This is a genomic window from Propionivibrio sp., from assembly GCF_049316945.1.
Lineage (GTDB): Bacteria > Pseudomonadota > Gammaproteobacteria > Burkholderiales > Rhodocyclaceae > Propionivibrio.
In genome coordinates, this window is sequence record NZ_JBMOJE010000012.1 from 1 (window position 1) to 21,670 (window position 21,670).

Consider the following 21,670-nt stretch of genomic DNA (forward strand, 5'->3'; position numbering starts at 1 on the left):
ACACGCTGGTGTGAAAAGTGCCAAACCAATTGGGTCCTAACAGAAGAAATCTGATATTACGCAAGTACAATCATTGCGCTTGTGCCATATCCTGATTTCTGGAGGTATCTTTCCTGAATTGGAATACCTGAGCATTCCTTAGGCCAGCAGGCTTGGAGCCTTCGGCAATGCAACTTGAAACTATTGGCGAACTGCATCAACCCAGCAGTTAGGTGTTTCATAGAGGCGCACCCGCTCAAGACGCAGGTGATTGCCGTAGGTGTCGCGATAAACGCCATCGAGTATCGTAAACGCTTGTTCGGCGAGATTCTCGGCCGTTGGGATGCAGTCAAGCACAACGGTCTTGTGGTCCGGAATGGTTTTCAGAAATTCGACAACCTGAGTGTCTCCGGCATAGACCAGAAAGGAATGATCCCAATGATCGACGAGGTACTGTTGAGCTAGTGATTTTATTTCGGTGAAATCCATCACCATGCCGTTGGCCGGGTCGCCGGCCCGAAGGATGATGCTTCCGGCCAGCGTAATTTCCAGCGCATAGCGATGACCGTGCAAATGGCGGCATTGGCTCTTGTGGTCGGGAATGCGATGGCCAGCATCAAACTCAAGGCGGCGGGTGACGAGCATTGAAAAACTCGAAAAAAAACGAGCGATGATTATATCATTGCCGGATCGGTTGCCCTGTTGTGCCTTATCGGGACAGCAATTCTCATTATGAAAATGATGTGACAGTTCAGCATGGCCTAACCGATTGATTCGGAACAAAAAACCGAAAAGCACACAGCTTCAGAAGTCATGATGGAAAATATATATTTTCGAATAATCAATGGGTTATGCGATATGCCAATGCTATGCGCCACCGTCGGGCATTCGTAACATATTGTTTACATTCAAATCACCATGCTGAACAGTCACAAAATGATGCCTGATTGCGAGCAGTTATTTTCATTTTAAAGATCATGCCCGGTAGCGAACGGCGCGGTTAAAATGAGAATTGCTGAAACATTCTCTGGTTTTGGCACTCTAGGAATTAGAGTGCTAAAATAAATATAGAACTTCAGTAAGGAGATGTTTATGACGTTAGCTTTGGATTTTCCTACGATCTCTGCGGTAGGTAGCATCGACGCCTATATGCAGGTGGTGAGGCAGTTTCCCTTCCTGACGCAGGAAGAAGAGTTTAGGCTGGCAACGCGTTTCCGCGAGGATGATGATGTGGAAGCGGCACGTCAGTTGGTTCTTTCACACTTGCGCTTGGTGGTTTCAATCGCGCGTGGCTATCTCGGATATGGTTTGCCGCATGCTGACCTGATTCAGGAAGGAAACATTGGTCTGATGAAAGCTGTCAAACGCTTCGACCCATCCCATGGCGTGCGTTTGGTATCTTTTGCGATGCATTGGATCAAGGCTGAAATTCATGAGTATGTGCTTAAGAACTGGCGCATGGTGAAAGTGGCGACGACCAAGGCGCAACGTAAACTGTTCTTCAACCTGCGCAGCATGAAGCCCGGTAGCGAAGCGCTGACGCCCAGGCAGGTCGCTGATGTTGCGCATCAACTCAGCGTCAAGCCGGAAGAGGTCGTTGAGATGGAAACCCGCCTCTCGGGGCATGATCTGGCGCTTGAATCAGGTAACGACGATGAAGACGCTTTTTCTCCGATTGCCTATCTTCAGGATAACCGCAGCGAGCCGACACGGGTCATGGAATCCCGGGCTCGCGATCATTTGCATGGCGAAGGCTTGCAATCGGCGCTGGCCGGCCTTGACGAGCGGAGCCGCCGTATCGTTGAAGCACGCTGGCTGAGCGATGGTCCGGCGACGCTGCATGATCTGGCTGCCGAGTTTGGCGTTTCAGCCGAACGCATTCGCCAGATCGAGACCAAGGCCATGCAGAAGATGCGTGTCAGCCTGGCGCCGCTGGTTTCCGCCAACTGAGCCTGCCTACTCGCCAAGGGTAATGACCCGAATTGCCGTTCAGTGATTGCTGAACGGCTTTTTTCTGACAGAAAAAATTTACTTGCGCCCTGCAAGGCAGGCAGAACGGGCTTTTGGGAGCAGGCTTCCATGGAAGTCAATATCCATGCGGTTCTCACGGCATATGCCGCTGTGAGTGGCTATTTGCCTGCTTTCCAGAGGAGCCACTGTTTCCCTTTATTAAACTATTGGCCACGCCATCATGTTCGCTGCGGTTTGTTACTTTCAAACCGGTAGCGCTGTCTTGTCGACTACCCGGCGCAGAACGAAGCTCGAATGCACTCCGGTCACGCCCTGAATGCGATTGATGCGGTTGAGCAGGAGCTCCTGAAATGCGTCCATGTCCTTGACGATGACCTTGATCTGGTAATCAGCCTCCTGCCCGGTAATGAGCAGGCATTCGAGCACCTCGGAGAACTGGTTGATCTCCAGTTCGAAGTGTTCAAAGCGCTCCGGCGTGTGCTTGTCCATGGAAATGTAGATCAGCGCCATCAGCGTATGGCCGAGCGCCTTGGCATTGAGCAGGGCGCGGTATCCGGTAATCACGCCCGATTCCTCAAGTGCGCGTACGCGCCTTAAACAGGGCGAAGGTGACAGACCAATGCGCTCGGCCAGGTCCTGGTTGCTGATGCGCCCCTCCTGCTGCAACACCTGCAATATCTGCCGGTCAAAGCGATCAATTTCCATTCTATTGCCCCCGAATTTGTTATGTAGCAACTATATTTTATTAAACTGATAAAGTTAGCAATTATATGCCTTGCTCAGGTCAATATTAACCAAAAAACGCAAGCACTTGCCGCGTCTCATTGGCTATGATTACCCCATCGAAACAGGCCTCTGCGCCGACCTGAGGAGTGCTCAATCATGTTGAAACAACCCGCCACCAAATACACCGCCTTCCCGCCGGTCAAGATCGAAAACCGCCAATGGCCGACCCGCACCATCATCACGGCACCAGCCTGGATGAGCACCGATCTGCGCGACGGCAATCAGGCGCTGTTCGAACCGATGAATGCCGAGCGCAAGATGCGCATGTTCAAAACGCTGTGCGAGGTGGGTTTCAAGGAAATCGAAGTGGCCTTTCCTTCTGCCTCGCAGACAGATTTCGACTTCGTACGCAGGTTGATCGAAGAAAAGCATATTCCCGGCGACGTGACGATCGAGGTGCTCGCCCCGGCGCGTGAGGCGCTCATCCGCCGGACGTTCGAGGCGGTCAAGGGCGCCCGCCGCGCCATCGTGCATATTTACAACGCGACTTCGAAGCCCTTCCGCGAGATCGTCTTCGGCATGAGCAAGGCCGAGGTGGTGGCGATGGCCGTGGCCGCCGTCAAACTCGTCAAGCAGCTTGCCGAAGAGAATCCTGAGACCGAATGGGTGCTCGAATACAGCCCGGAGAACTTTACCGCCACCGAACTCGACTTCGCGCTTGAGGTTTGCAACGCGGTTACCGAAGCGTGGGGCGCGACGCCGGACAACAAGATCATCCTCAATCTGCCGACGACGGTGGAAATGGCGACACCCAACGTTTACGCCGATCAGATCGAATGGATGCACCGCCATCTGGCGCGTCGCGACAGCATCCTGATCAGCCTGCATCCGCATAACGACCGCGGCACGGCAGTGGCTGCTGCTGAGCTCGGACTGATGGCCGGTGCCGACCGTGTCGAAGGCTGCCTCTTCGGCAATGGCGAGCGTACCGGCAACGTCGATCTCGTCACGCTGGCGCTCAATCTCTACACGCAGGGCGTCTCGCCGAATCTCGATTTTTCGGATATCAACGCCGTCGCACGCAACTTCGAGTACTGCACGCAGATGCCGATCCACCCGCGCCATCCCTACGTTGGCGACCTGGTCTTCACCGCCTTCTCCGGCTCGCACCAGGACGCGATCAAGAAAGGCTTCTCAGCACAGGAGGCGGATGCGCTCTGGAACCTGCCCTACCTGCCGATCGATCCGGCCGATCTCGGCCGCAGCTACGATTCGGTGATCCGCATCAACAGTCAGTCGGGCAAGGGAGGCGTTGCCTATCTGCTCGAAACCGAATACGGCGTCGTGATGCCGCGCCGCTTGCAGGTTGAATTCTCAGCTGTGGTTCAGCGCTACACCGACAAACACGGTGGCGAAATGGAAGCATCCGACATCTGGACGCTCTTCTCGCAGACCTATCTCGAAACCTGTAATCCCGTTAGTTATGTCAAACATCAACTATTTGAGGACGGCACAATGCAGGGCATTCGCCTGACGGTGCAGATGCAGGGCGAAACCCATGAGCTGACCGGCGAAGGCAATGGTCCGATTGATGCCGCGGTCAATGCCTTGCGCAAACTCGGGATCAAGCTGCAGGTGCGCAGTTACGAAGAGCGTTCGATGGGTAGCAGCCGCGAAGGCGGCGATGCTAAAGCCTGTGCCTTCATGGAAGTTACACAAGTTGGCAGCGAGCGCGAATGCTACGGCGTCGGCATGGATGCGAACATCGTCACCGCCTCGATCAAGGCGCTGTTGAGTGGCGTCAATCGACTGAGCCTGAGCGGCGCGGCGGTCAAAGCCGCTTGAAACAGGAGGAGATCAACGGATGGTGCGGTGAGGCAACGTGGTAGAATCATGCCCCCTGCACGCAACCCTCTGATTGATCTTCACTATGTTCTCCGGAATCATTGCCGCAATTGGAAGCATTACCGAACTGACCCCGCGTAACGACGGCACGCCGACCGTACGGCTGACCGTCGACGCCGGCCATCTCAGCCTTGACGACGTGGCCATGGGTGACTCCATTGCCTGCAACGGCGTCTGCCTGACCGTCGTCGAAAAGCGCGAGCGCAGCTTTGCGGTCGACGTCTCGCCCGAAACGCTGTCATGTACCATCGGGCTGGGCGCTCCGGGCCCGATCAATCTGGAAAAGGCGCTGCGTCTGGCTGACCGCCTTGGCGGCCACCTCGTTTCCGGCCACGTCGACGGCGTTGGCGAGGTTTTGCGCTTCGACCCCGTTGGCGATAACCGCCTGCTTGAAATCAGGGCACCGGAGGCTCTGGCCAAATATATCGCACGCAAGGGTTCGATCACCGTCAATGGCGTCAGCCTGACCACCAATACGGTCATCGGCGCCTGTTTCTCCATCAACCTGATTCCGCACACGCTTGAAGCAACGACGCTCGGTCGTCTGAAAGCGGGCAGCCAGGTCAATCTCGAGATCGATCTGATCGCACGCTATTGCGAACGGCTTCTTGGCGTATCCAACGGCGCCAAGTAGGTAAATAAAGTATAGGAAAAACAGTTAGTTATTCCATTACTGGATATTGTTGGACATGGTTGATTATGTGAATCGGTGACGGTATTATTGACGGCATTCATTGCGATACCGTCAAAATACCGTCAGATGCTTACCAAACGCCTCGTAGAAAAAGCCGCGCCGACCGACAAGCCGCAGAAGCTAGTCGACGATAGGGGCCTGTACCTCTACGTCACGCCTCACGGGACGAAGTCATGGCGATTCGACTATCGTTTCGGGGGGAAGCGGTTCACGATGACCTTCGGTATATTTCCCGAAGTCACGTTGGACGAAGCGCGAAAACAGCATCTGGCTGCACGGACGAAGCTGGCGGAAGGCGTCAATCCGTCGCAAAAGAAGAAGTTGGAAAAGCTCAGTCAGCAGGTCGGACTCAGCAATACCTTCGATAAGGTAGCGACCGCGTGGTTTGACTCCAAGAAAGAGCGGCGCTCAGAAGTTTGGCGGCAAGGGCATCAGCTTTATCTGAAGCGCGATTTGTCACCAGCGTTCGGCAAAATTCCCTTAGCAGACATTACGACTGAGACGCTGCTGGGCTTATTGGAAAAGGTCGCAAAGAGTTCTGGCGTCAAAACCGCCGACCGAGTCCGCCAGACTGCCAGCCAAGTTTTCGATTTCGGACGCCGAAAACTGAAGATCACCGCAAACGTGGCACGCGCCCTGGCTGGATGGGCTGAAATACCAGCCAAGAAGCATCGCGCTTGGCTAAAAGAGGCTGAAGTCCCCGCATTCCTTGACGCGCTGGATGAATACCCTAGCTACCCGACGACAAAGTACGCCGCCAAGCTGCTTTTTCTTACCTTCGTTCGTAAGGGCGAACTCCGTGGAGCCAAATGGTCGGAATTCGATTTCGATAATGCACTGTGGGTCGTACCAGCAGAGCGCATGAAAATGCTGACGGAGCAAAAGGCGAATCGACATAACGCCCACGATGTTCCACTGAGCCGGCAGGCGCTTGAACTTCTTGAAGAGTTGCGCCCGATTAGTGCCGGTTCAGAGTATCTGTTTCCAGGCATTATCAGTCTTGAAAAGCCAATTGCAGGAAGCACGCTCAACGTGATGTTTGCACGCATGGGGTACTCGGGTCTGCTGACACCTCACGGCATCCGCGCTACCGCCAGCACTATCCTCAACGAGCACGGGCATCGAGGAGATTTGATCGAGCGTCAACTAGCCCACGTTGAACGGAATGAGACGCGTGCAGCGTACAACCATGCAAAATACTTGGAAGAGCGCCGTCAAATGATGCAGGCATGGGCCGATATTGTCGATGAGCTTCGCGGCGCAATGCCCAAGAAAAAGGAAAATGACGAATGGCAATAGACAAGTACCTGCGAATAAAGCAGGTCTGCGAGCTGACGGGGCTTTCACGAGCGACCATCTACGCGATGGAGAAAAAAGGCGACTTCCCATCAAAAAAGGCTCTTGGGCCACGTGCAGTGGCTTGGTTGGAATCCGAGATTGCCACCTGGATGGAATCGAGGAAATCAGCAGTGAAGTCGGGACGCGAAGCAAAGCCTGGACGCCCTTCAGTGCGCAAGAGTGGATCACCGAGAAAAGCAGAAAAATCGGCGATTGAACCAACTGAGCAGCCAAGCTTAACGCCACCAGTTGGAGCTTCAGGGATTGTCACCGAGCCGACCGATGATTTCCCCGGCTGGTCTGAAGAAGTCTCCGAAACGACCGACAAGTTCGCTGACTGGTCTGACGGCGACGACGTGCCGAAATCGCCCAATCAGCCTCCTCGGCTTGCTCAGGCTCCCAGTAAGCGAAATGCTAGAAAAGAGGGGGCAGTCCGGATAAATAGGGGCGTGAAAGCTATCGACGTGGTTGCTGATTTCAATGCCTCCAGACTCGGCAAGGCAAAGCCAAGCAAGTAGTCATTTGCTTATCTTCGCACCTCCGCGGAGATAAAGTGTGCGGAAATTGATCCACAGAACGCCTCAGCCCGTATCACGAATGTGTGACGGATGCATTTAGTCTGTCAAGAAATCAGCCCTTGATTTCCAGAGTTATCTCAGCTAATCTCGCACCGTCGTCTCGGTAGTTCGAGGTAGCACTGGTCAAGGTCCTTCGCATTGGGGGACACCGAATAACTGACTTGCGCGCAATGCGCGAGTGAAAAACACCAGCACCCCTCGGCTTACTTATGACGCCGACTCTTATCCTACTCAAACTAGCGCGGAAAATTTTCGCGCACAACCATCTCGTTCGTGGTGGCGGATAAGCGTCGGTGTCTCATTCTAGCTAGACATAATCAATGTCCTTGTTCTCCACCATGCGTCTCAATTCGCTTTGGAGAACTTGTCATGTCTCAAATACAAAAGCTTTTACCTAATGATGATTTCGTAGCCTGTCCTGCAGATCATCCGTACCTCGTTGCCACCGGGAATGTCGGCGCCAATTGCCAGATGTACAACGGAGATGCTGTCGTGGCCGACATTCCGTGCCGTGGTCTTGCGACGTTCAAAATCTGTGACCACTCTGGAAAGCCAGCTAATGCGCTGTTTCTGGCGAATCAAGGTGACTCCAGCTTTGAGCACGTGCTGCTTACTGGGGACAGCATCGCTGGGCACTATATTCGCATCGGCTCCCTTACCAATCCGATTCTTGTGGTCGAGGACGTCGAAAGTGGATTGTCGCTGAACGCTGCTACCGACTTTTGTGTAGCAGTTACGCTGTACTCGGAAAACATCGCTGGTGTCGTTTCATCCCTGAGGAAGAAGTATCCGGAAAGTCGGATCATTGTGTGTGTTGGTGCCTATGGCGCCAAAGACCTCCGCTCGAACGAGCCTTACGCCCGCAAGGCGGCAATGCAGAGCCACGCTGGTGTTGCCATTCCCGACAGCGGCGATCACTTCAACGATCTATTTCTGGAAAGGGGTGCTAAACATACGCTCGCGCAAGTGCTTCTAGGCAACATGCCGTTGACCAAGCCAGCATTGCCGGAACCTGAAGAGTCCTCGCCTGTAACGGATTCGATGCAATGGTCAGGGCCGATATTCGGTAGCGCGCTGATGGAACAGCTTTTGGAGCCCTTCAAACGCCATGTTGTCCTTTCCGAACATCAGATACTGGCGGTCAGCCTGTGGGTGATTCTCACCCATGCTGTGGGCGTAGCGCGGGTGTTGCCGATTTTAGCCTTGGTCTCACCGGTGCGTCGTTGCGGCAAGACCACGCTGCTCGGCCTCATTCTCATGCTCGTAAATCGTGGATTGATGTCAAACAACATCACTCCGGCGGCCATGTATCGGACAGTTGACGAATGGAAGCCGACCTTGCTGATTGACGAGGCCGATACCTTTCTGGCGACGTGCCAAGAGCTGATTGGCATCATCAATGCGGGTCACACGCGGGATTCAGGGTTCGTCTATCGCATGGGGGTGGGCAATAAACCGCGCCGCTTCAATGTCTTTTGCCCGAAGCTGATTGCGGGGATTGGTCACCGTTCGCCGACGATTACAGACCGCTCAATCGTTATCGAGCACCAGCGTAAGCGCGAAGACGAGATCGTCGAAAAATATTCAGCAAAGGACAACGACGATCTAGTTGCTCTACGCACCCGCATTGCACGTTGGGCAGCCGACAATCTGGAGGCGATTGCAGCCGCTCAATTCGACCGTCCCGCTCTGGGTAACGACCGCGCATTGGACAACTGGGAGCCGCTGCTAGCCATCGCAGCATGTCTCGGCGACGAGTGGTTGAAGGCTGCTACCGAAGCGGCTGAAGCTCTCTCCGCCACGCACGAGAAAGCTATTTGCTCAGGCGAGGAACTGCTTCGTGATATCCGGACGGTATTTTCCGCCAAGGGAACAAATCGGATTTATACCTCTAAATTGATTCATGCGCTATGCAGCAATCCGGAAAAGCCATGGAGCACATTCAGTCGCGGAGGGCCGATCACGCCTCGTCAAATCGGCAAGCTGCTTGATGACTTCGGAATCGAATCACGTGACATTCGGACAGGCGAGGAGGTTAAGAAGGGGTACTGGTTAGTCGATTTCGAGGATGCCTTTGCTCGATACGTGCCCGATTAACTGAGAAAAGCCGCTACAACGCTACAAGCTCGCTACATCTGATTTGTAGCGTTGTAGCGGCAATTCGAGCAAACCCAAAAAAAAACGTCACGTCACGCACACATGAGGTCACCATGAAAAAATCTGTATTTGGAAAGGCTACTGCCGCACAACTGAGAAGAATGAGGGAAACAGTCCCAAAATTCCCTGGCGTCCCGCCAGATGCAGGGCACTGCCCACCGGTTCACAGGTACGCCTTCATCATTGAGGAACCGCGTAAATTCACCATCAAGGGGAGCGAGCCGGCCAAGGAATTCGACCTTAAAAATGCCCTCACTCAACTGCTAAAGACCATAGATCAGGGCGGCAGCGTCGACCATTCGGTATTCCGATTGAGAATAGCTGAGGACGACTGGGAAAAGCTTTGGAACAACCGAGAGCGGCGCAAGAAACCCTGCGATCGGAAAAACGACCCCGTAAATGTCACGCTACGTATTTCGCGGTCGTAGGCCGACGCAAGTCGACCGATGCTCGCATGTGGCGAACTTATTTTTCAGAATTATGGTCGCGCCACCGATTGTCGAAGGTCGCAACCGAGCGCTTGTCCTACGCTCGGTAGCGGGCCTAACCACCCGCGTCGGCATGTCCCGCAGGCATGCGCTGGCACATGAATTCAACGCCAATATAAAGCACTCATTTTCAGGTGCCGTACTCAATTTGACGGCAGCACTTGGCTACCAAGGCTACCTGCTTGGCACCGGGCATATTGGCTCGCTGCCAGTCAGGTCGTCAGTGGCTGGGGTACTTGCTGAAAGGCATACCCCCCCAGGTGCATTCCCCTAGATGATAACCAGCCAACTCGCCCCAGCGATAACCGGGGCAGTGGCGAAGGTCATCAAGGATCGCCATCGACCTGTACGGAGTGCCGACCATGACCGATTCAATCAAGACCACCCTGTCCCTGCGGAAGCTGTCCCCCCGCGTTCGCATGGACATTGATGCCAGACTTTGCAATGTCGTCACCCCGTGGGGTGAGCTACTTGAGCGCTACACCAAGCCCAGTCACCAGCGCAGCGCGCTCTCTGGAACCAAAACCAAGTGGGTCGTCCGGTGTGCTGCGGACCTAAACGATCCCGGACTAGGCGATGTTCCATATTGCATCGAGTCTCAGCTGCACCTCCCCAACGCTTTGACCGGGCACAACCTCGAACATGGAACCAGCGTGTTCGCCGCCGGAGTGGCTGCGCTCGAACTGCAACGTATCTGGATGGCTGGCTTTGGCTTGCCCCGCGAAGAGCTTGACCTCCTGACGCCGGACGACATCACATTGCGGGGCGTGACCATCACGTTTCATCAGCTGATGGCCGACCATGAAACCGCCAAGGCTCTAGTCGATGCTGTTCTTGCTACGGGGACCGCATTGGGCATCTGTGAGTACTACGGGTCATCGAATTTGACGGTCTATCTGAATTGCGGAACGTTCAAGCTGGTCTTCTACATCAAGACCGACCTGTCGCACTGCGCGTTTCCGAGTGACGCACCGGTCGAGAGCCTGATTGGCTGCGCGGGCTGTATCGTGCGGATTGAGGCCGTGCTGGGCGAACGGTTCCTAAAAAAGTACCACCGGACCGCTCTCCGGAGTTGGGAAAACGCCTACGAGGAAGGTCTGTACGAGCGCATCTACAACCTCACCGTTCGGAAACTGCTGCGCCTCGATGACGGACTCCGCCACAAAGAGCCGCGTGCCGAAGTGTATGAACGTCTGACGCCGACCGAGGAACGTTTGCTGCGCGGCTATATCGCCGGGCATGATCCGCGAAAGTTTAAAAATGTTGTCGAAAGCCGCAGTCCAGGCAAGCGCTTCTCGGAACTGCGGAAATCGATTCTTGCCAAGGCCAATACGGATATCGACATTCCGTGGGACAAACATGTCCAACTTCGCTGCTTCGAGTTGGAAGTGCCGCTGCGGTATCCCGGTGACCACCATCCCGATGGTGAGCATGCTCCGTGGTGCTTCTGCGAGGAGAACTGGCCGGCGCTTCTCCAGAAGCTACGCGACAAGTACGAGGAGACATTGGCTGCGGTAGCCAAACGCAAGGCCGCGACCCACCTACCGGGAGACGTTGTAGCGCTGTAGCGGCAAATTCGGGGGACCGGTCAGTTGTATTGACGGTCCCCGTTGCAACGTGAGGAATCTCTCCTTACTTGGCCGGCTGATCTCGGTGGGCCAGACGACGATTGAACCGCCATAGTTAACGATGCTAAACGTCCGCGCCTCACTATGCGATTTATGCTGAAACGGGCAAAGTGGGTATTTCGGCGGCGATACCAACGTGATCTGTGATGGGCTTCCCATTGATGAAAGGCACTGCCCATTCGCTGACGTTCGGGAGATATGGCGATTGAAGCCCCCGTCTGCTGATGCAGATATGGTCAATCCGTGGCCTACCGGTAAGCGTATCGAGACCCGGCGTAAGGCAAAAGAGATCCCGATGACGCAGCGCGGCTGAAAGCATAATCTCACCGTCCTTCGAGCCGTACCGCGATACCCCAGGGAGAGACTGGTTGAAATCGCCGGCGACCAAGAAAGTGCAATCATCGTGCTGTGCATGAATCCGTGTCCATTCAGCAGACTGCACGGCAACTGCGCTACAGAATCCGTCAGCGCCTAGCCATAGCTTGTCACTGAGCCACGGTAGGACAGTGCCGACGACGACAATAGCGGGATGCTTCGGAATCTTGATATGGACAGCCGCCATCCGATCCTGCTGAGCATGAATCTCAACTGGCGTATGTGCAATTGTATTTCTGACCCAGATCGAGACCCAGCAACGTTCCGGAGATGATGCTAAGTCTTCGGCGGACAACGACTGTGCGGCCATGACGTAGTTCGAAAGTGGCTCAAGGGAGGTTGCCACCCATGTCTCAGTCAGAATCCAGACATCGGCATCCCGCTTTTCAATTGCATCGTAAAAGGCGGCTTTTCGGTCAGCGCCCAATGGCCTTACCGATTCTAGATTCCATGTAGCGATTCTAATCATGAGGTCATTATTACCCCTTTGGTTTGGAACTCATATCCGACGACGAGTTATTTCTTGGACACGATGAGCGAAGCGAGCCGTCTGAAGTGAATCAGGTCAGTCGCGCAAGCAATTCTCTGTCCGACAGCCAGCGCCGAACACTCTGCCGCAACTTGCCCTCGATGGCACAGAACGCCTCGCCGTGATGCTGCTCCCAAAGGTGCGCAAGCTCGTGAAAGGCGAGGTCGAGTAAGTCGCCATGCCGGTATCTGGTTTCGGCGGTCAGCAGCAGCGGGTTGATGAAGATGCGATGCGGACTGCCATCAATAGTAGGCGTCGAGCACAGCCCCTCGGCGTTAGCAATGAAGCAGAACCCGACATCAACCCGGCGACCCCGAAAGCATGTCTGCGAGCCGGAAACATCAGCCCCGTTGCTCTCCCAGTCGTCGATCAACTGTCCTTGCTGATCGTAGAACGCCGCGCCATTTTTCAGCGACCAGTCACAACACAGAATCGTCGATATTGCAGCCCGCCAGCTATGGGCCAGCTTGGCAGTCCGCTGCTTGTTCATTTCGGCAACCAGCAGCGGAGCCGTGATGTACGCCTGACTATTGGCAGACCGGCGCACCGCCAGCGAATCGACCTTCAGATGAAAGTTTGCCGGATAGCGCTCGTGCGTAATGCGCCTCAACGCCGCCGCGTACCCGGCCACCGCATCAGGTTTCGCCGTGTTCGGGCACATCAGTAGCAACGGTGCGCTTGGCGGTAGGCTCGATTCGCTGCTGGTGTCCGGTCCGCTTGAACTGCTGCTACCCGGAATGGCAGAAAAGTCGTCAAAGTTTATCGACAGGTCCAGCGCCTTTCCGTAGCGGACAGCGCTCTGGTTTTGCACCAGTTCGCCGACGATCTTGGAGAACTGGTCGCGCATGGCCGAAGTGAATCCATCGCGATTGGCGGTCAGAGCGGCGCTACCGGCATCGAGTTCGAGACCGCCGCTCAGCGCACTCTGATTGGTGCTGGAGTAGAGCGCTTCGATAAGCATCGGCAATCCGGCCACCGTAACCACGAAGGCCGACCGACTGGCTTCTTGTTGCTCGTCGTACCAGAGGTCGCCCAGCGAAGTTTTCACCGCGAAGTCGTAGAGACCGTCGTTGTTTTGCGGTAGTACCACGCCGTCCAGAGTGATCGCCACCGGACGACCGGTCGCGAATTCCATGAAACACGCAGCGACATAGCCCTTGATTCGCTCGCGCCAGGCATCAAGCAAGCTGGAATCATCGGCCAGCTCGACCGTCATCCGCGTACCGGAAACGGTTGTCGATTCCTCAGTCAGCCGATATTCGCCGCCGCTGCCCTCGACAAGGAGATTGCGCGTGCAGATCGAGTAACGGTGATGCGCGAAAAACAGGATCGCCTTGGCGTAGCCAAATCCCCCGATGGACCCGGCCAGCTTTCGTGACCCACCCATGCAGAGCAGGACGTTTTCCAGCGTGTCTCGGTCCATGCCGGTGCCGTCGTCGGATACATGCAGTTCGATCCGGCCAGCTTCGTTGGCTGCCAGCAGGAAGTCGATATTCGCCGCCTGCGCGTCGTAGGCGTTCTGGAGGAACTCGCGGATCATCGCCCAGCGCCAGTCGGCGTACTCGGTTTTGGCCTTCTGAAAGTAGGTATGCGGCACCTGAACTTGCCGAACATCAGTCATCGTGTTCATGGCAGGCCCCTCAAAGCAAAGATGGAATCTGGCGGCGCTTGCCGATTCGGACGTACTTTTCGAGCGTTGCGCCCTTGTGCCCCGACACCATCGCAATGACGTGGCTCTGCACACCAGCAAGAATCCCAGCAGTGACAAAGCCTGCGCGCAAACTGTGGCCTGAAAACAATGCCGGGTCTCGCCCCGACGATTCGATCAGTTGCTTGATGATCTTCGCGACGGCATGCGTGGAAAGCGCTCGGTTGCCGATGCTCTCGTTTTGGCCGACAGCGCGGAAAATCGGCCCGTCAGTCAGTCCAGATATTTCCTGCCAGTGTCTCAACGCTTTCACCGGGCACCGATCACCGTAGGCATTCGGGATGAACTTCACGAACCCGGCACCGGCTTGATCGACCTTAGACGAGCGCAGCAGCAATTCCATGCCGGAATCCAACCAAGTCACACAGTCCCATGTCAGGCCGACCAACTCACTGCGACGAAACGCCCCACCCCAGCCGGTCGCGAGCAGTGCAATTGTCCGCGCCGCCCATACTGGCTTGCGCTTCGCGGCAACGGACCACAACTCAAGCAGGATGTCTTTCTCGATGGCGCCAACCCGGCGCTGGGCAACACCGACCGACCGGCGCACGCCCTTCATGACTTGTTTTACCCGCGCATCGCTGACGGGCGACTGATAGCCCTGGTCAAGATGGCCGACGTGGATGCTTACCAGTCGCCGTTCGATAGTCGCCACGGCAAGCCTGCTGCCGATGGCCGTAACGTAGTCGACGATCTGATCGACCGTCGCCGGAATGCTTCCGCCTGCCTCAATGTAGAGGCGAACATCGTTGGCGTACTCGCGCCGGGTTGATGGCGCTCTGGTTGCTTCAAGGTATTCGACCTCGGAAAGTAAGGGGCGCACGGGTGCCTTGCGCCGATGATCGACGTTGCTCATGATTGGATTCCTTTGTTTGTATGCCAATGGCGAGTACAAAACCGGTTTCACTAACTGTGGTTTTGTGAAACTGCTTGGCGAAAATGAAAGCGGCACGATTGCCGCTGGCGAGAACTGACCGGGTGGCCTACGGTCTCGCGGTGGGAATGTGTTTCGGCGTTCGTGGCACGTAATCGGATACGTAGCGTTTGCAACCTGCCGATAGACTGTGCGCCGTCGCTGCCAAATCCCCCATTTCAGCGATCAGGAATCCTAATGCTTCCAGGGTATCAGCAGGTATCTCACCAGTTCCGCATTCCGGGGACACAGCAACCATCAGACGACCAATCGCAGCGGTCCCTCGGTGAATGGTGCGCATCGTGATGTCTGCATTGGTGCAGATTTGATAGAGCAGTGCCGGTTCGGCTGACTCATAGTCGAGGTGGTATTCCAGCCGCACATTGAGGTGCGGCAGTGAAAGCATGAGGTCACGCAACGGGCGCCGCGCTTCGCATGCCGTGAGGTCGGTATCGAGATGTTGTCCGTTCATGTTCAGTACTCGTTGGCCTTGAGGACGGTCGTAACTGAGCGATCACACTCGGTTATGACATATAGCATATCACCTCCGACGGCATAGGCGGAAAGCAGCCGCCCACCTGAAAACAAGGCGCTTTCGTTGGCGATTTTGTCGTCCTTGACGAGGCAGCCCCATTGCCCCCGATGATGTTGGGCAATCAATGAGAGCGGCGAAACATTGTGCTTATCGCAGTGCGCCAGCGCACCGGGTGTGGCGACCGTCCGTCCCAAGGGAAACAATGGACCGTCATCGTGCGGGGTTGGCATCGACAACGAGGTGGCAGGTAAATCTAGAAGTTTGTTTGACATGGCAGTGGCTCCAATTAGTTGAGCCGCACCGCCAAAAAAGTGCCGAATCCGTAAACGCAAAAAGCCACTGCTCAGAGAGCAATGGCTTTCGATTCAAGCGTCGGGAATCAGCGCGTTTTCTGGCGCGTCGCGACTACGACGCTACGCGTCGTAGCTTACTTTAGCCGGAACGCTAAGTTGGGCACAAGCACCAATAAACTTCGGCGCGTACTCGACAGTTCCCGACCCTATCCACGCTGACTTACTTTCTCACCCCCTGCTGAATTTCATGCAAAGTTTTCGCGAGAGAGCCGGCCAAGTCAAGAAGCTTGGGGTCCGCGCCATCGTGTTTTGAATCGGTGTCCTGCTGCCCGAAATACCTGACAGCGAATTCTCGTTTGACTTGGTTCCGCTCGCTATCGTCGAGAGTCGCCAAGAATGGGTCTATTGATGCCAGCTCAAGCTCGGCCTGCCGGAATCGTCGCTCGTTCTTCTGGTGACGAGTTACTTGCAGTGCGGCAAACCCCGCCAACAGAATGAACGGCATGGAAATCAAGGTCTGCCGAGCGACTGTGGCCCAAGTCAAATCCTTGTCATAAGTGAAGTAGAAGAAAACAACCCCGACAGTAATCCACAAGACCAACGACGAAGACGCCACACCCTTCCAAAGCGCCGCACGAGACCGTTCCTCGTTTGCAGTCTTTTGGTAGCCATGCGCCATGCCCGTGTCGGTAATGATACCGATCAACTTTTGCGCATGCGCTTTGAGCCCTTCCATCGTGTCGATGATGGATTTTGTGTCCTTGTTCAGTGACTCGATAACGGTCGCATGCTCTTTGGCAGCACCGGAGGCTGCATTCTCGGCAGCTTCAGCGCGTTGCTCTTCAGCTTCCTCGAACGAGGATTGTCTCTCCTGCTCTGCTTTTGCTGCGGACTGAACGCGGCTCTGCTCAGCAGTAGAGAACTCATTTTGGCGCAACTGTTGCGCATCGGAAAACTGCTGCTGAAACGTAGCAATAGCAGTATCCAATCGCTGCTTCTGTGCAGCAATCTCAGTCGTCGCCTCCGATATTCGCTTATCGAGTGCTGCCTGCGCTTTAGCTACTTCGTCGCCGTCGACTTTCAATTCGTTGAGGTAGGTTGCCGTAGCCGTCCGATAGCTCGCAGCAACCTCTCGCATGTCATCGATGCCGGACGCGCTCTGTCGCGGAATTGCAGCAAGTTGGGCAAGGCAGTTGTCGAGATGAGTCTGCGCGTTATTCCAGTGCGCCGCATTCTTGTTGGAGACAAAACCGCTGATTTCGGCGCGGGCCTGCTGCAGATACGTGGCTACGTTATTTAGATTGCCGATCACCACCAAGAGCGGGTCAGCCTGATTGAAGACCGTTCTTACATGAGCAACGACCGCGTTGGCTCTATCCCAATGGGCGATGGTGGTTGCATCTTGTTGGCAGGCCTCATTCGCGGATTCCAGGAATTTGCCGATTTCGGCCAGTTCCGTGAATACCTGATGGCTCTGCATGCGCTCTGCCCATTGGCTCATGTTGTCCCCCTTACTTCCCGCCAAGCACTCGAAGAAGGTCCATCACTCGCCGTCCTCGAACTCAGCATTCTTGAACCGCAGCACGTTGCAGTTCTCCTTCACGGCGCGCTGCAATCCATCGTCGAAGCCCGTTGCCGATTCGGCCTGAATCTCAATCGCGATCCTGACCTTCACGCCGGGGCGCGACGTGAATTGCAGAACGACCTCGTCGACAAGATCAGCAAACTGCTTCTTGGCCTGAATCGCGTCGAGTTCGATGCTGCCGTAGAACTGCTTTTTCGGCGTCTGCGTCGTTGCGCCACCACCCGTTGGATAGGTCGGCTTCGCGGAATCCTCCACACGCGACGAACTACCACCGGTAGCTGCTGCCGCCGTATCGGTCGGCTTGGGTCGCGCTGCCTCGTCGGCAGCGCGCTGCGCTTCGGCGTATCCGGCAGCGGTAACGGGTTCGATCAGGAGCAGCGATGCATCAAGGAATAGCGAGGTGCGCTTGCCATAGCTGAAGCCGAGGTAGCGACCATCCTCCTTGGCCTGCGCGAAACCGAAGAAGTCGCGGCTCTCGGCACCTGCGGCCAAGGTGTGCTGAAAGGCTGAGTCATCACGAAGCCGGGGCAGATACAGTTGCTGGCATGTCTGCTGCCACACGTTGAGGGCGAGGGTTTCCTTGGCGTCCTCTTTCCAGAACCACGTCTTGAGCACCGTCGCCAAGTGGATCGGCGCCCACTCGGTAATCAGGAGTTCGTTCTCCTTGAGCACGCGCTCGATTTCTTGCGAAAGGTTCTGAGCACCGGGATTGACGGGGAAATGCTCCCACTGAATATCAGACAGGCCTTTGCCCGGACGGGCTTCCTGCATCGGCGCCACGATCCATTTATAGGTCTCGCGGATCATGCGGCGCAGTGCCTCGTTGGAATCCTCAAGGCTCTTGCTGGCCTGCCGTGCCTGGAACTGATCGAGGTTGAGCTTCATCTCCTTGATGTCGCCGACGATGGACTGCCACGCCAAGGTCGAGCGCACCTGATCCTTTAGGCGGCTCACGCTGTCGTAGTCGGCGGCGATGAAAATCAAACGGTTCTGCTTGAAGCGCGGCTGGTCGCCACGGTTTTTCAGAATCTCGGTCGCACGGTCGATGGCAAGGCTTTGGCCGCTTCGGCTGAAGGCGGCATCGGGCGGCAACACGACAAGTCGCAATTGCCAGTCGTCGGGAATATCGCCGCTCGACGTGAAGACATGAATACCGCCGAACACGCCCGTCGCAAAGCTTTTCTGCACGCGGTCACGGATGGCGGGGAATACGTCTTCCTTGTCTTGGAACCGGCGCTTGCGCTCTTCCATTTCGCGTCGCAGGTTGGGACGTGTATCGAACCAGAAACGATTGTTGCCGCTGTTCAGGTAGTGCAGGCGGTCGCCCAAACGGCGCAACGCGTCCTTATAGATGCCGACTTGCTGGCCCGGTTGCGCCGCGCCCAAAATGACACGTTCCAGTTCAAGGCCACGCACCATCTGGCTTGCCGTAGTCGGCGCGCTGCCCAAAAAAATGGTCCGTGCCGAACGGCGGCAGGCCTGCACCGCACCAAGACGGGTATCTCGGTTTTCGATCTCGGTGGTCTCGGCGCGCTCGCCATCCACGTCGCGCTCTACAACCGGGTCCCAGCCTTGCGGCAGGTAATAGATCACCTCGTTACGGGTGTCGGCATCTTGCAGCGGGAAGCTGCCCGGCATGATGAGTGGGTCTTTATCGTTGTCTTTCCACAGGCGATGAATCACCTTCGCCATCAGCTTCAGGACACCACGGGTCCGCTGGAAGTTATCGAGCGACGACCAGTCTTCATAAAGTCGGTCAAACACCTCCGGGTGAATCGGGTAGGCGTGCATCAAGCGGTCAAAGTAGCGGCTCTCCTGCGTCTCGCGTGGGAAGTCCTCGCCGTTGGCCGTGTAGAAGTCGGCGAACGCACGACAGACCGATTCCGCAGCCAGCTTGTCGTCAATGCTGGAGAACAGCCGGCGGCGGACAATCTCGAATGCTTCCTCGGTGCCGACAGGTTTCCAGAGGGCTTGAATGCGCCCGAAGTAGTGGGCCAAGGCGGCAAGTGCTTTCACGCCGCGCTGGCTACCCGCTTCCTTGTCCGATTCGGGCAACGAGGCCAGCAGTACGGCGTTCGGAACCGCCTTTAGTGCCTCGGTCAGCGCCTGCACAAAACTCAGATTCGAGTCGAAGCTACCGCCCGTCAGTGCCTTACCTTCTTCAAACTGGCGCACATAGGCAACCAACTCGTCGATCAGGATCACGCAGGGCGCGTAACGGCTCAGCAGAGTTTCCAGTACCGCCTTGCCTGGAGAGGTGCCGGATGAATCGGCATCGGCGACCAGCGCATAGCCTTCGGCTTTTCCCAATTGCCACGCCAGATCGCCCCAAAGGGTGCGAATCGCCTGACCGTCGCGCATCACGGGTTGATTGGGCGATGACTTGATGCCGTCAAGTACCGCAACACGCGCACGCGGCAGTTCCGTGACGCCAGCTGCGTCAAGAATCGCCGGCACGCCGGGCAAATCGCTTGCTGATACATCACCAGTCGCGAGGTGATAGACGGCCAGCATGGTGTGCGTCTTGCCGCCGCCGAAAGCGGTTTGCAACTGAATGACCGGATCGCCGCCTTTACCAGACAAGCGCTTGACCACGGAATCGAGCAGCAAACGCATACCCTCGGTAATGAAGGTGCGCTGGAAGAACAGTGCCGGATTCTGGTACTCGGGCGTTGCCGTGCCTTCATGAACACGAGATAAGTCAGCGGCAAACTCGGCCTGCTGAAACGTGCCCTTGAGGACATCTTCGTGCGGAACGGCGATTTCGCGCCAGGGTTTCAGGGTCATGTGTTTTCTCCACTGACTTGGTCCGGAAATGGCTTGGCAAACCGCACCATGCGCCCCAGACTTTTTTCGATTTCGGTGAAGCCACTACCGTACTCGTGCACCAATTGTTGCGACAGTGTCGCAACAAACCGTTCCCCGCAAACGACCTTCTTGTCATGCGGAACTTCGCGACGAATGCGGCTCTGCGAATTCACGCCAGAGTTTGCCTTCATCCCCTTTTCTCCGTACTTGCGGCATAGATCGTCAAAACCAACTCACTGTCATCTTTCAATCGGTACTCGGGGCGCTTCCCGGAAAGTTGCTCGCTTCGCGCCAAAATGATCGCCACCCCTTCGCCACGCTTGTCCATGATGTGGCTGCGGTGGTTGACCAACATGTCATCGATGATCGGGCAGCGGGCCAGCAGGCTGGTCAGTGCCTCGTTACGCGCTGCCTGACGGTATGGCAAGCTCTCAGGAGTCATCGTGTTTGGCAACATGCCTGGGGAATACAACTCCAGCCTATCGTCGAACAAGCGCAGTCGCACCTTCGCCCCCGCCATGGAGTAATCCCGGTGGGCCACTGCGTTGGTCACGGCTTCGAACACGGCCAGCATGTCGAATTGAGGCACATCCTCGCGCCCGCCCTGCGCGTGCTTGTAGGCAGCCACCCTCATGTTTTTGCGAACGAAGGCGCATGCTTCGAGAATCTGCTGATCCAGTGGGCCGCTGATGTCCTGGGCATCCTGCTGGTAAGCAGAGTCACCCTCTGGCAGAGCGTCCGTGCCCTGATACGCCACGGCCTGGATGAAGGCACCCGGCAGGTGCTGCCGTGCCGTACGACTGCTCATGAGCAATCCAGCCACCGTAGGATGCCAGTCACTCTTGTCGTCACAGGCCGCCATGGCGAGCTTGTTCAACAAGATTTCCGGCGCATCGCTGCTGTTCATCGGCGCGAAGCGCCGCCAAAGCGCCTCGTCCAGATCGGCCAGAGTGGCGCGAGTAACCGGTGTTTCGTCAAAACGAATCAAGCGGGATTGGCTGCGCTGCTGGAATAGTCGGGCCAGTTGATCCGGTGGAATCGGACGCTTGGACGAGCCGACACGATGAAGATAACCGCCCGGGCTTTGATGGACAAACAGACTGCGCTCCACTTCCAGCCGGAACACCGGTTGTTCCGTCCCCGCGAAGTCGGGTAACGTCATACGTTCGATGATGGGAGCCAAGGGCGGTTTGATCGACTGTTCGCACGCCTGCCTTACCACCAGCTCCACGGCGTCAAGGTGTTCGATGGGGATGCCGAGCACCTCCCGGCTGGTGTCTTCCACGCCTAGCAACAGGACTCCGCCCACACTGTTGGCGAAGGCAGCCAATTCGTCGGCCAGGGCGTCCTGAGACGGCCCCCTGACCTTGCCACCAGCGAATTTCACCTCCTTCAATTCGAGATAGCTGTCCTCACCAAGCCGGATTTTTTCCAGCAATTCACTGCGTGTTGCCAACATG

The 21,670-nt window shown here is 56.2% G+C and carries 19 protein-coding genes; 8 read left to right on the plus strand and 11 right to left on the minus strand.

What is annotated here, in order from left to right; genetic code table 11:
- Window positions 1–180: 180 nt before the first annotated feature.
- The gene (gene queD, locus ACOYNV_RS04540; RefSeq protein WP_422898560.1) at window positions 181–624 is read right to left on the minus strand and encodes a 6-carboxytetrahydropterin synthase QueD; all 444 of its coding nucleotides are present in this window, start codon (window positions 622–624) and stop codon (window positions 181–183) included.
- A gap of 447 nt (window positions 625–1,071) precedes the next feature.
- Here queD and rpoH point away from each other — a divergent pair, with 447 nt between their 5' ends.
- Entirely contained in the window at window positions 1,072–1,929 is an 858-nt protein-coding gene (gene rpoH, locus ACOYNV_RS04545) for an RNA polymerase sigma factor RpoH (RefSeq protein ID WP_422898561.1), read from the plus strand.
- Between the two features lie 264 nt (window positions 1,930–2,193).
- On the opposite strand, the gene ACOYNV_RS04550 is transcribed toward rpoH, so the two are convergent.
- Window positions 2,194–2,655, minus strand: coding sequence for an Lrp/AsnC family transcriptional regulator (locus tag ACOYNV_RS04550; protein WP_422898562.1), 462 nt, complete (start codon window positions 2,653–2,655; stop codon window positions 2,194–2,196).
- 177 nt (window positions 2,656–2,832) lie between these two features.
- Between ACOYNV_RS04550 and leuA the strand changes: the two genes are divergently transcribed.
- From leuA to ACOYNV_RS04585, 7 genes are all read left to right on the plus strand, one after another.
- Window positions 2,833–4,521: a 2-isopropylmalate synthase gene (gene leuA / locus ACOYNV_RS04555; protein ID WP_422898563.1), complete on the plus strand. Its 1,689-nt coding sequence runs from the start codon at window positions 2,833–2,835 to the stop codon at window positions 4,519–4,521.
- A gap of 85 nt (window positions 4,522–4,606) precedes the next feature.
- On the plus strand, window positions 4,607–5,215 hold the full coding sequence (locus ACOYNV_RS04560) for a riboflavin synthase (RefSeq protein WP_422898564.1): 609 nt from the start codon (window positions 4,607–4,609) through the stop codon (window positions 5,213–5,215).
- 126 nt (window positions 5,216–5,341) lie between these two features.
- A complete protein-coding gene (locus ACOYNV_RS04565) occupies window positions 5,342–6,574 on the plus strand; it encodes a tyrosine-type recombinase/integrase (protein ID WP_422898565.1) in 1,233 nt (410 codons plus the stop codon).
- The gene (locus ACOYNV_RS04570; RefSeq protein ID WP_422898566.1) at window positions 6,565–7,131 is read left to right on the plus strand and encodes a helix-turn-helix transcriptional regulator; all 567 of its coding nucleotides are present in this window, start codon (window positions 6,565–6,567) and stop codon (window positions 7,129–7,131) included. Before ACOYNV_RS04565 ends, ACOYNV_RS04570 begins: the two co-directional genes overlap by 10 nt.
- 429 nt (window positions 7,132–7,560) lie before the next feature.
- Window positions 7,561–9,288, plus strand: coding sequence for a DUF3631 domain-containing protein (locus ACOYNV_RS04575; protein WP_422898567.1), 1,728 nt, complete (start codon window positions 7,561–7,563; stop codon window positions 9,286–9,288).
- A 113-nt stretch (window positions 9,289–9,401) separates the two neighbouring features.
- Complete coding sequence (locus tag ACOYNV_RS04580; RefSeq protein WP_422898568.1) at window positions 9,402–9,776, plus strand: hypothetical protein; 375 nt, start codon at window positions 9,402–9,404, stop codon at window positions 9,774–9,776.
- Window positions 9,777–10,198: 422 nt separating this feature from the next.
- Window positions 10,199–11,404 (plus strand): hypothetical protein, encoded by a 1,206-nt coding sequence (locus ACOYNV_RS04585; protein ID WP_422898569.1) that lies wholly within the window; start codon window positions 10,199–10,201, stop codon window positions 11,402–11,404.
- Window positions 11,405–11,555: 151 nt separating this feature from the next.
- On the opposite strand, the gene ACOYNV_RS04590 is transcribed toward ACOYNV_RS04585, so the two are convergent.
- From ACOYNV_RS04590 to ACOYNV_RS04630, 9 genes are all read right to left on the minus strand, one after another.
- Window positions 11,556–12,308 (minus strand): endonuclease/exonuclease/phosphatase family protein, encoded by a 753-nt coding sequence (locus tag ACOYNV_RS04590; protein ID WP_422898570.1) that lies wholly within the window; start codon window positions 12,306–12,308, stop codon window positions 11,556–11,558.
- A gap of 91 nt (window positions 12,309–12,399) precedes the next feature.
- Window positions 12,400–13,998, minus strand: coding sequence for an ATP-binding protein (locus ACOYNV_RS04595; protein ID WP_422898571.1), 1,599 nt, complete (start codon window positions 13,996–13,998; stop codon window positions 12,400–12,402).
- Between the two features lie 10 nt (window positions 13,999–14,008).
- Window positions 14,009–14,932 (minus strand): site-specific integrase, encoded by a 924-nt coding sequence (locus ACOYNV_RS04600; RefSeq protein ID WP_422898572.1) that lies wholly within the window; start codon window positions 14,930–14,932, stop codon window positions 14,009–14,011.
- A 127-nt stretch (window positions 14,933–15,059) separates the two neighbouring features.
- Window positions 15,060–15,461, minus strand: coding sequence for a hypothetical protein (locus ACOYNV_RS04605; RefSeq protein ID WP_422898573.1), 402 nt, complete (start codon window positions 15,459–15,461; stop codon window positions 15,060–15,062).
- A 2-nt stretch (window positions 15,462–15,463) separates the two neighbouring features.
- Window positions 15,464–15,796 (minus strand): type I restriction endonuclease subunit M, encoded by a 333-nt coding sequence (locus ACOYNV_RS04610; RefSeq protein ID WP_422898574.1) that lies wholly within the window; start codon window positions 15,794–15,796, stop codon window positions 15,464–15,466.
- 241 nt (window positions 15,797–16,037) lie between these two features.
- The gene (locus ACOYNV_RS04615; protein WP_422898575.1) at window positions 16,038–17,318 is read right to left on the minus strand and encodes a hypothetical protein; all 1,281 of its coding nucleotides are present in this window, start codon (window positions 17,316–17,318) and stop codon (window positions 16,038–16,040) included.
- 42 nt (window positions 17,319–17,360) lie between these two features.
- Entirely contained in the window at window positions 17,361–20,189 is a 2,829-nt protein-coding gene (locus ACOYNV_RS04620; RefSeq protein ID WP_422898576.1) for an ATP-binding protein, read from the minus strand.
- Entirely contained in the window at window positions 20,186–20,401 is a 216-nt protein-coding gene (locus tag ACOYNV_RS04625) for a hypothetical protein (RefSeq protein WP_422898577.1), read from the minus strand. The genes ACOYNV_RS04620 and ACOYNV_RS04625 overlap by 4 nt, the downstream gene beginning before the upstream one ends.
- Window positions 20,398–21,669 carry an ATP-binding protein gene (locus ACOYNV_RS04630; RefSeq protein WP_422898578.1) on the minus strand — a complete coding sequence of 424 codons (1,272 nt, stop codon included), beginning with the start codon at window positions 21,667–21,669 and terminating at the stop codon, window positions 20,398–20,400. The genes ACOYNV_RS04625 and ACOYNV_RS04630 overlap by 4 nt, the downstream gene beginning before the upstream one ends.
- Window position 21,670 lies beyond the last annotated feature (1 nt).

Bases quoted from the DNA above. Each gene is read 5' to 3' on its own strand.
- ACOYNV_RS04590 (WP_422898570.1), bottom strand. From the start codon at position 12,308: ATGATTAGAATCGCTACATGGAATCTAGAATCGGTAAGGCCATTGGGC.
- ACOYNV_RS04550 (WP_422898562.1), bottom strand. From the start codon at position 2,655: ATGGAAATTGATCGCTTTGACCGGCAGATATTGCAGGTGTTGCAGCAG.
- ACOYNV_RS04625 (WP_422898577.1), bottom strand. From the start codon at position 20,401: ATGAAGGCAAACTCTGGCGTGAATTCGCAGAGCCGCATTCGTCGCGAA.
- ACOYNV_RS04615 (WP_422898575.1), bottom strand. From the start codon at position 17,318: ATGAGCCAATGGGCAGAGCGCATGCAGAGCCATCAGGTATTCACGGAA.
- leuA (WP_422898563.1), top strand. From the start codon at position 2,833: ATGTTGAAACAACCCGCCACCAAATACACCGCCTTCCCGCCGGTCAAG.
- ACOYNV_RS04620 (WP_422898576.1), bottom strand. From the start codon at position 20,189: ATGACCCTGAAACCCTGGCGCGAAATCGCCGTTCCGCACGAAGATGTC.
- ACOYNV_RS04580 (WP_422898568.1), top strand. From the start codon at position 9,402: ATGAAAAAATCTGTATTTGGAAAGGCTACTGCCGCACAACTGAGAAGA.
- ACOYNV_RS04610 (WP_422898574.1), bottom strand. From the start codon at position 15,796: ATGTCAAACAAACTTCTAGATTTACCTGCCACCTCGTTGTCGATGCCA.
- ACOYNV_RS04575 (WP_422898567.1), top strand. From the start codon at position 7,561: ATGTCTCAAATACAAAAGCTTTTACCTAATGATGATTTCGTAGCCTGT.
- rpoH (WP_422898561.1), top strand. From the start codon at position 1,072: ATGACGTTAGCTTTGGATTTTCCTACGATCTCTGCGGTAGGTAGCATC.
- queD (WP_422898560.1), bottom strand. From the start codon at position 624: ATGCTCGTCACCCGCCGCCTTGAGTTTGATGCTGGCCATCGCATTCCC.
- ACOYNV_RS04605 (WP_422898573.1), bottom strand. From the start codon at position 15,461: ATGAACGGACAACATCTCGATACCGACCTCACGGCATGCGAAGCGCGG.
- ACOYNV_RS04570 (WP_422898566.1), top strand. From the start codon at position 6,565: ATGGCAATAGACAAGTACCTGCGAATAAAGCAGGTCTGCGAGCTGACG.
- ACOYNV_RS04585 (WP_422898569.1), top strand. From the start codon at position 10,199: ATGACCGATTCAATCAAGACCACCCTGTCCCTGCGGAAGCTGTCCCCC.
- ACOYNV_RS04600 (WP_422898572.1), bottom strand. From the start codon at position 14,932: ATGAGCAACGTCGATCATCGGCGCAAGGCACCCGTGCGCCCCTTACTT.
- ACOYNV_RS04560 (WP_422898564.1), top strand. From the start codon at position 4,607: ATGTTCTCCGGAATCATTGCCGCAATTGGAAGCATTACCGAACTGACC.
- ACOYNV_RS04595 (WP_422898571.1), bottom strand. From the start codon at position 13,998: ATGAACACGATGACTGATGTTCGGCAAGTTCAGGTGCCGCATACCTAC.
- ACOYNV_RS04565 (WP_422898565.1), top strand. From the start codon at position 5,342: ATGCTTACCAAACGCCTCGTAGAAAAAGCCGCGCCGACCGACAAGCCG.
- ACOYNV_RS04630 (WP_422898578.1), bottom strand. From the start codon at position 21,669: ATGTTGGCAACACGCAGTGAATTGCTGGAAAAAATCCGGCTTGGTGAG.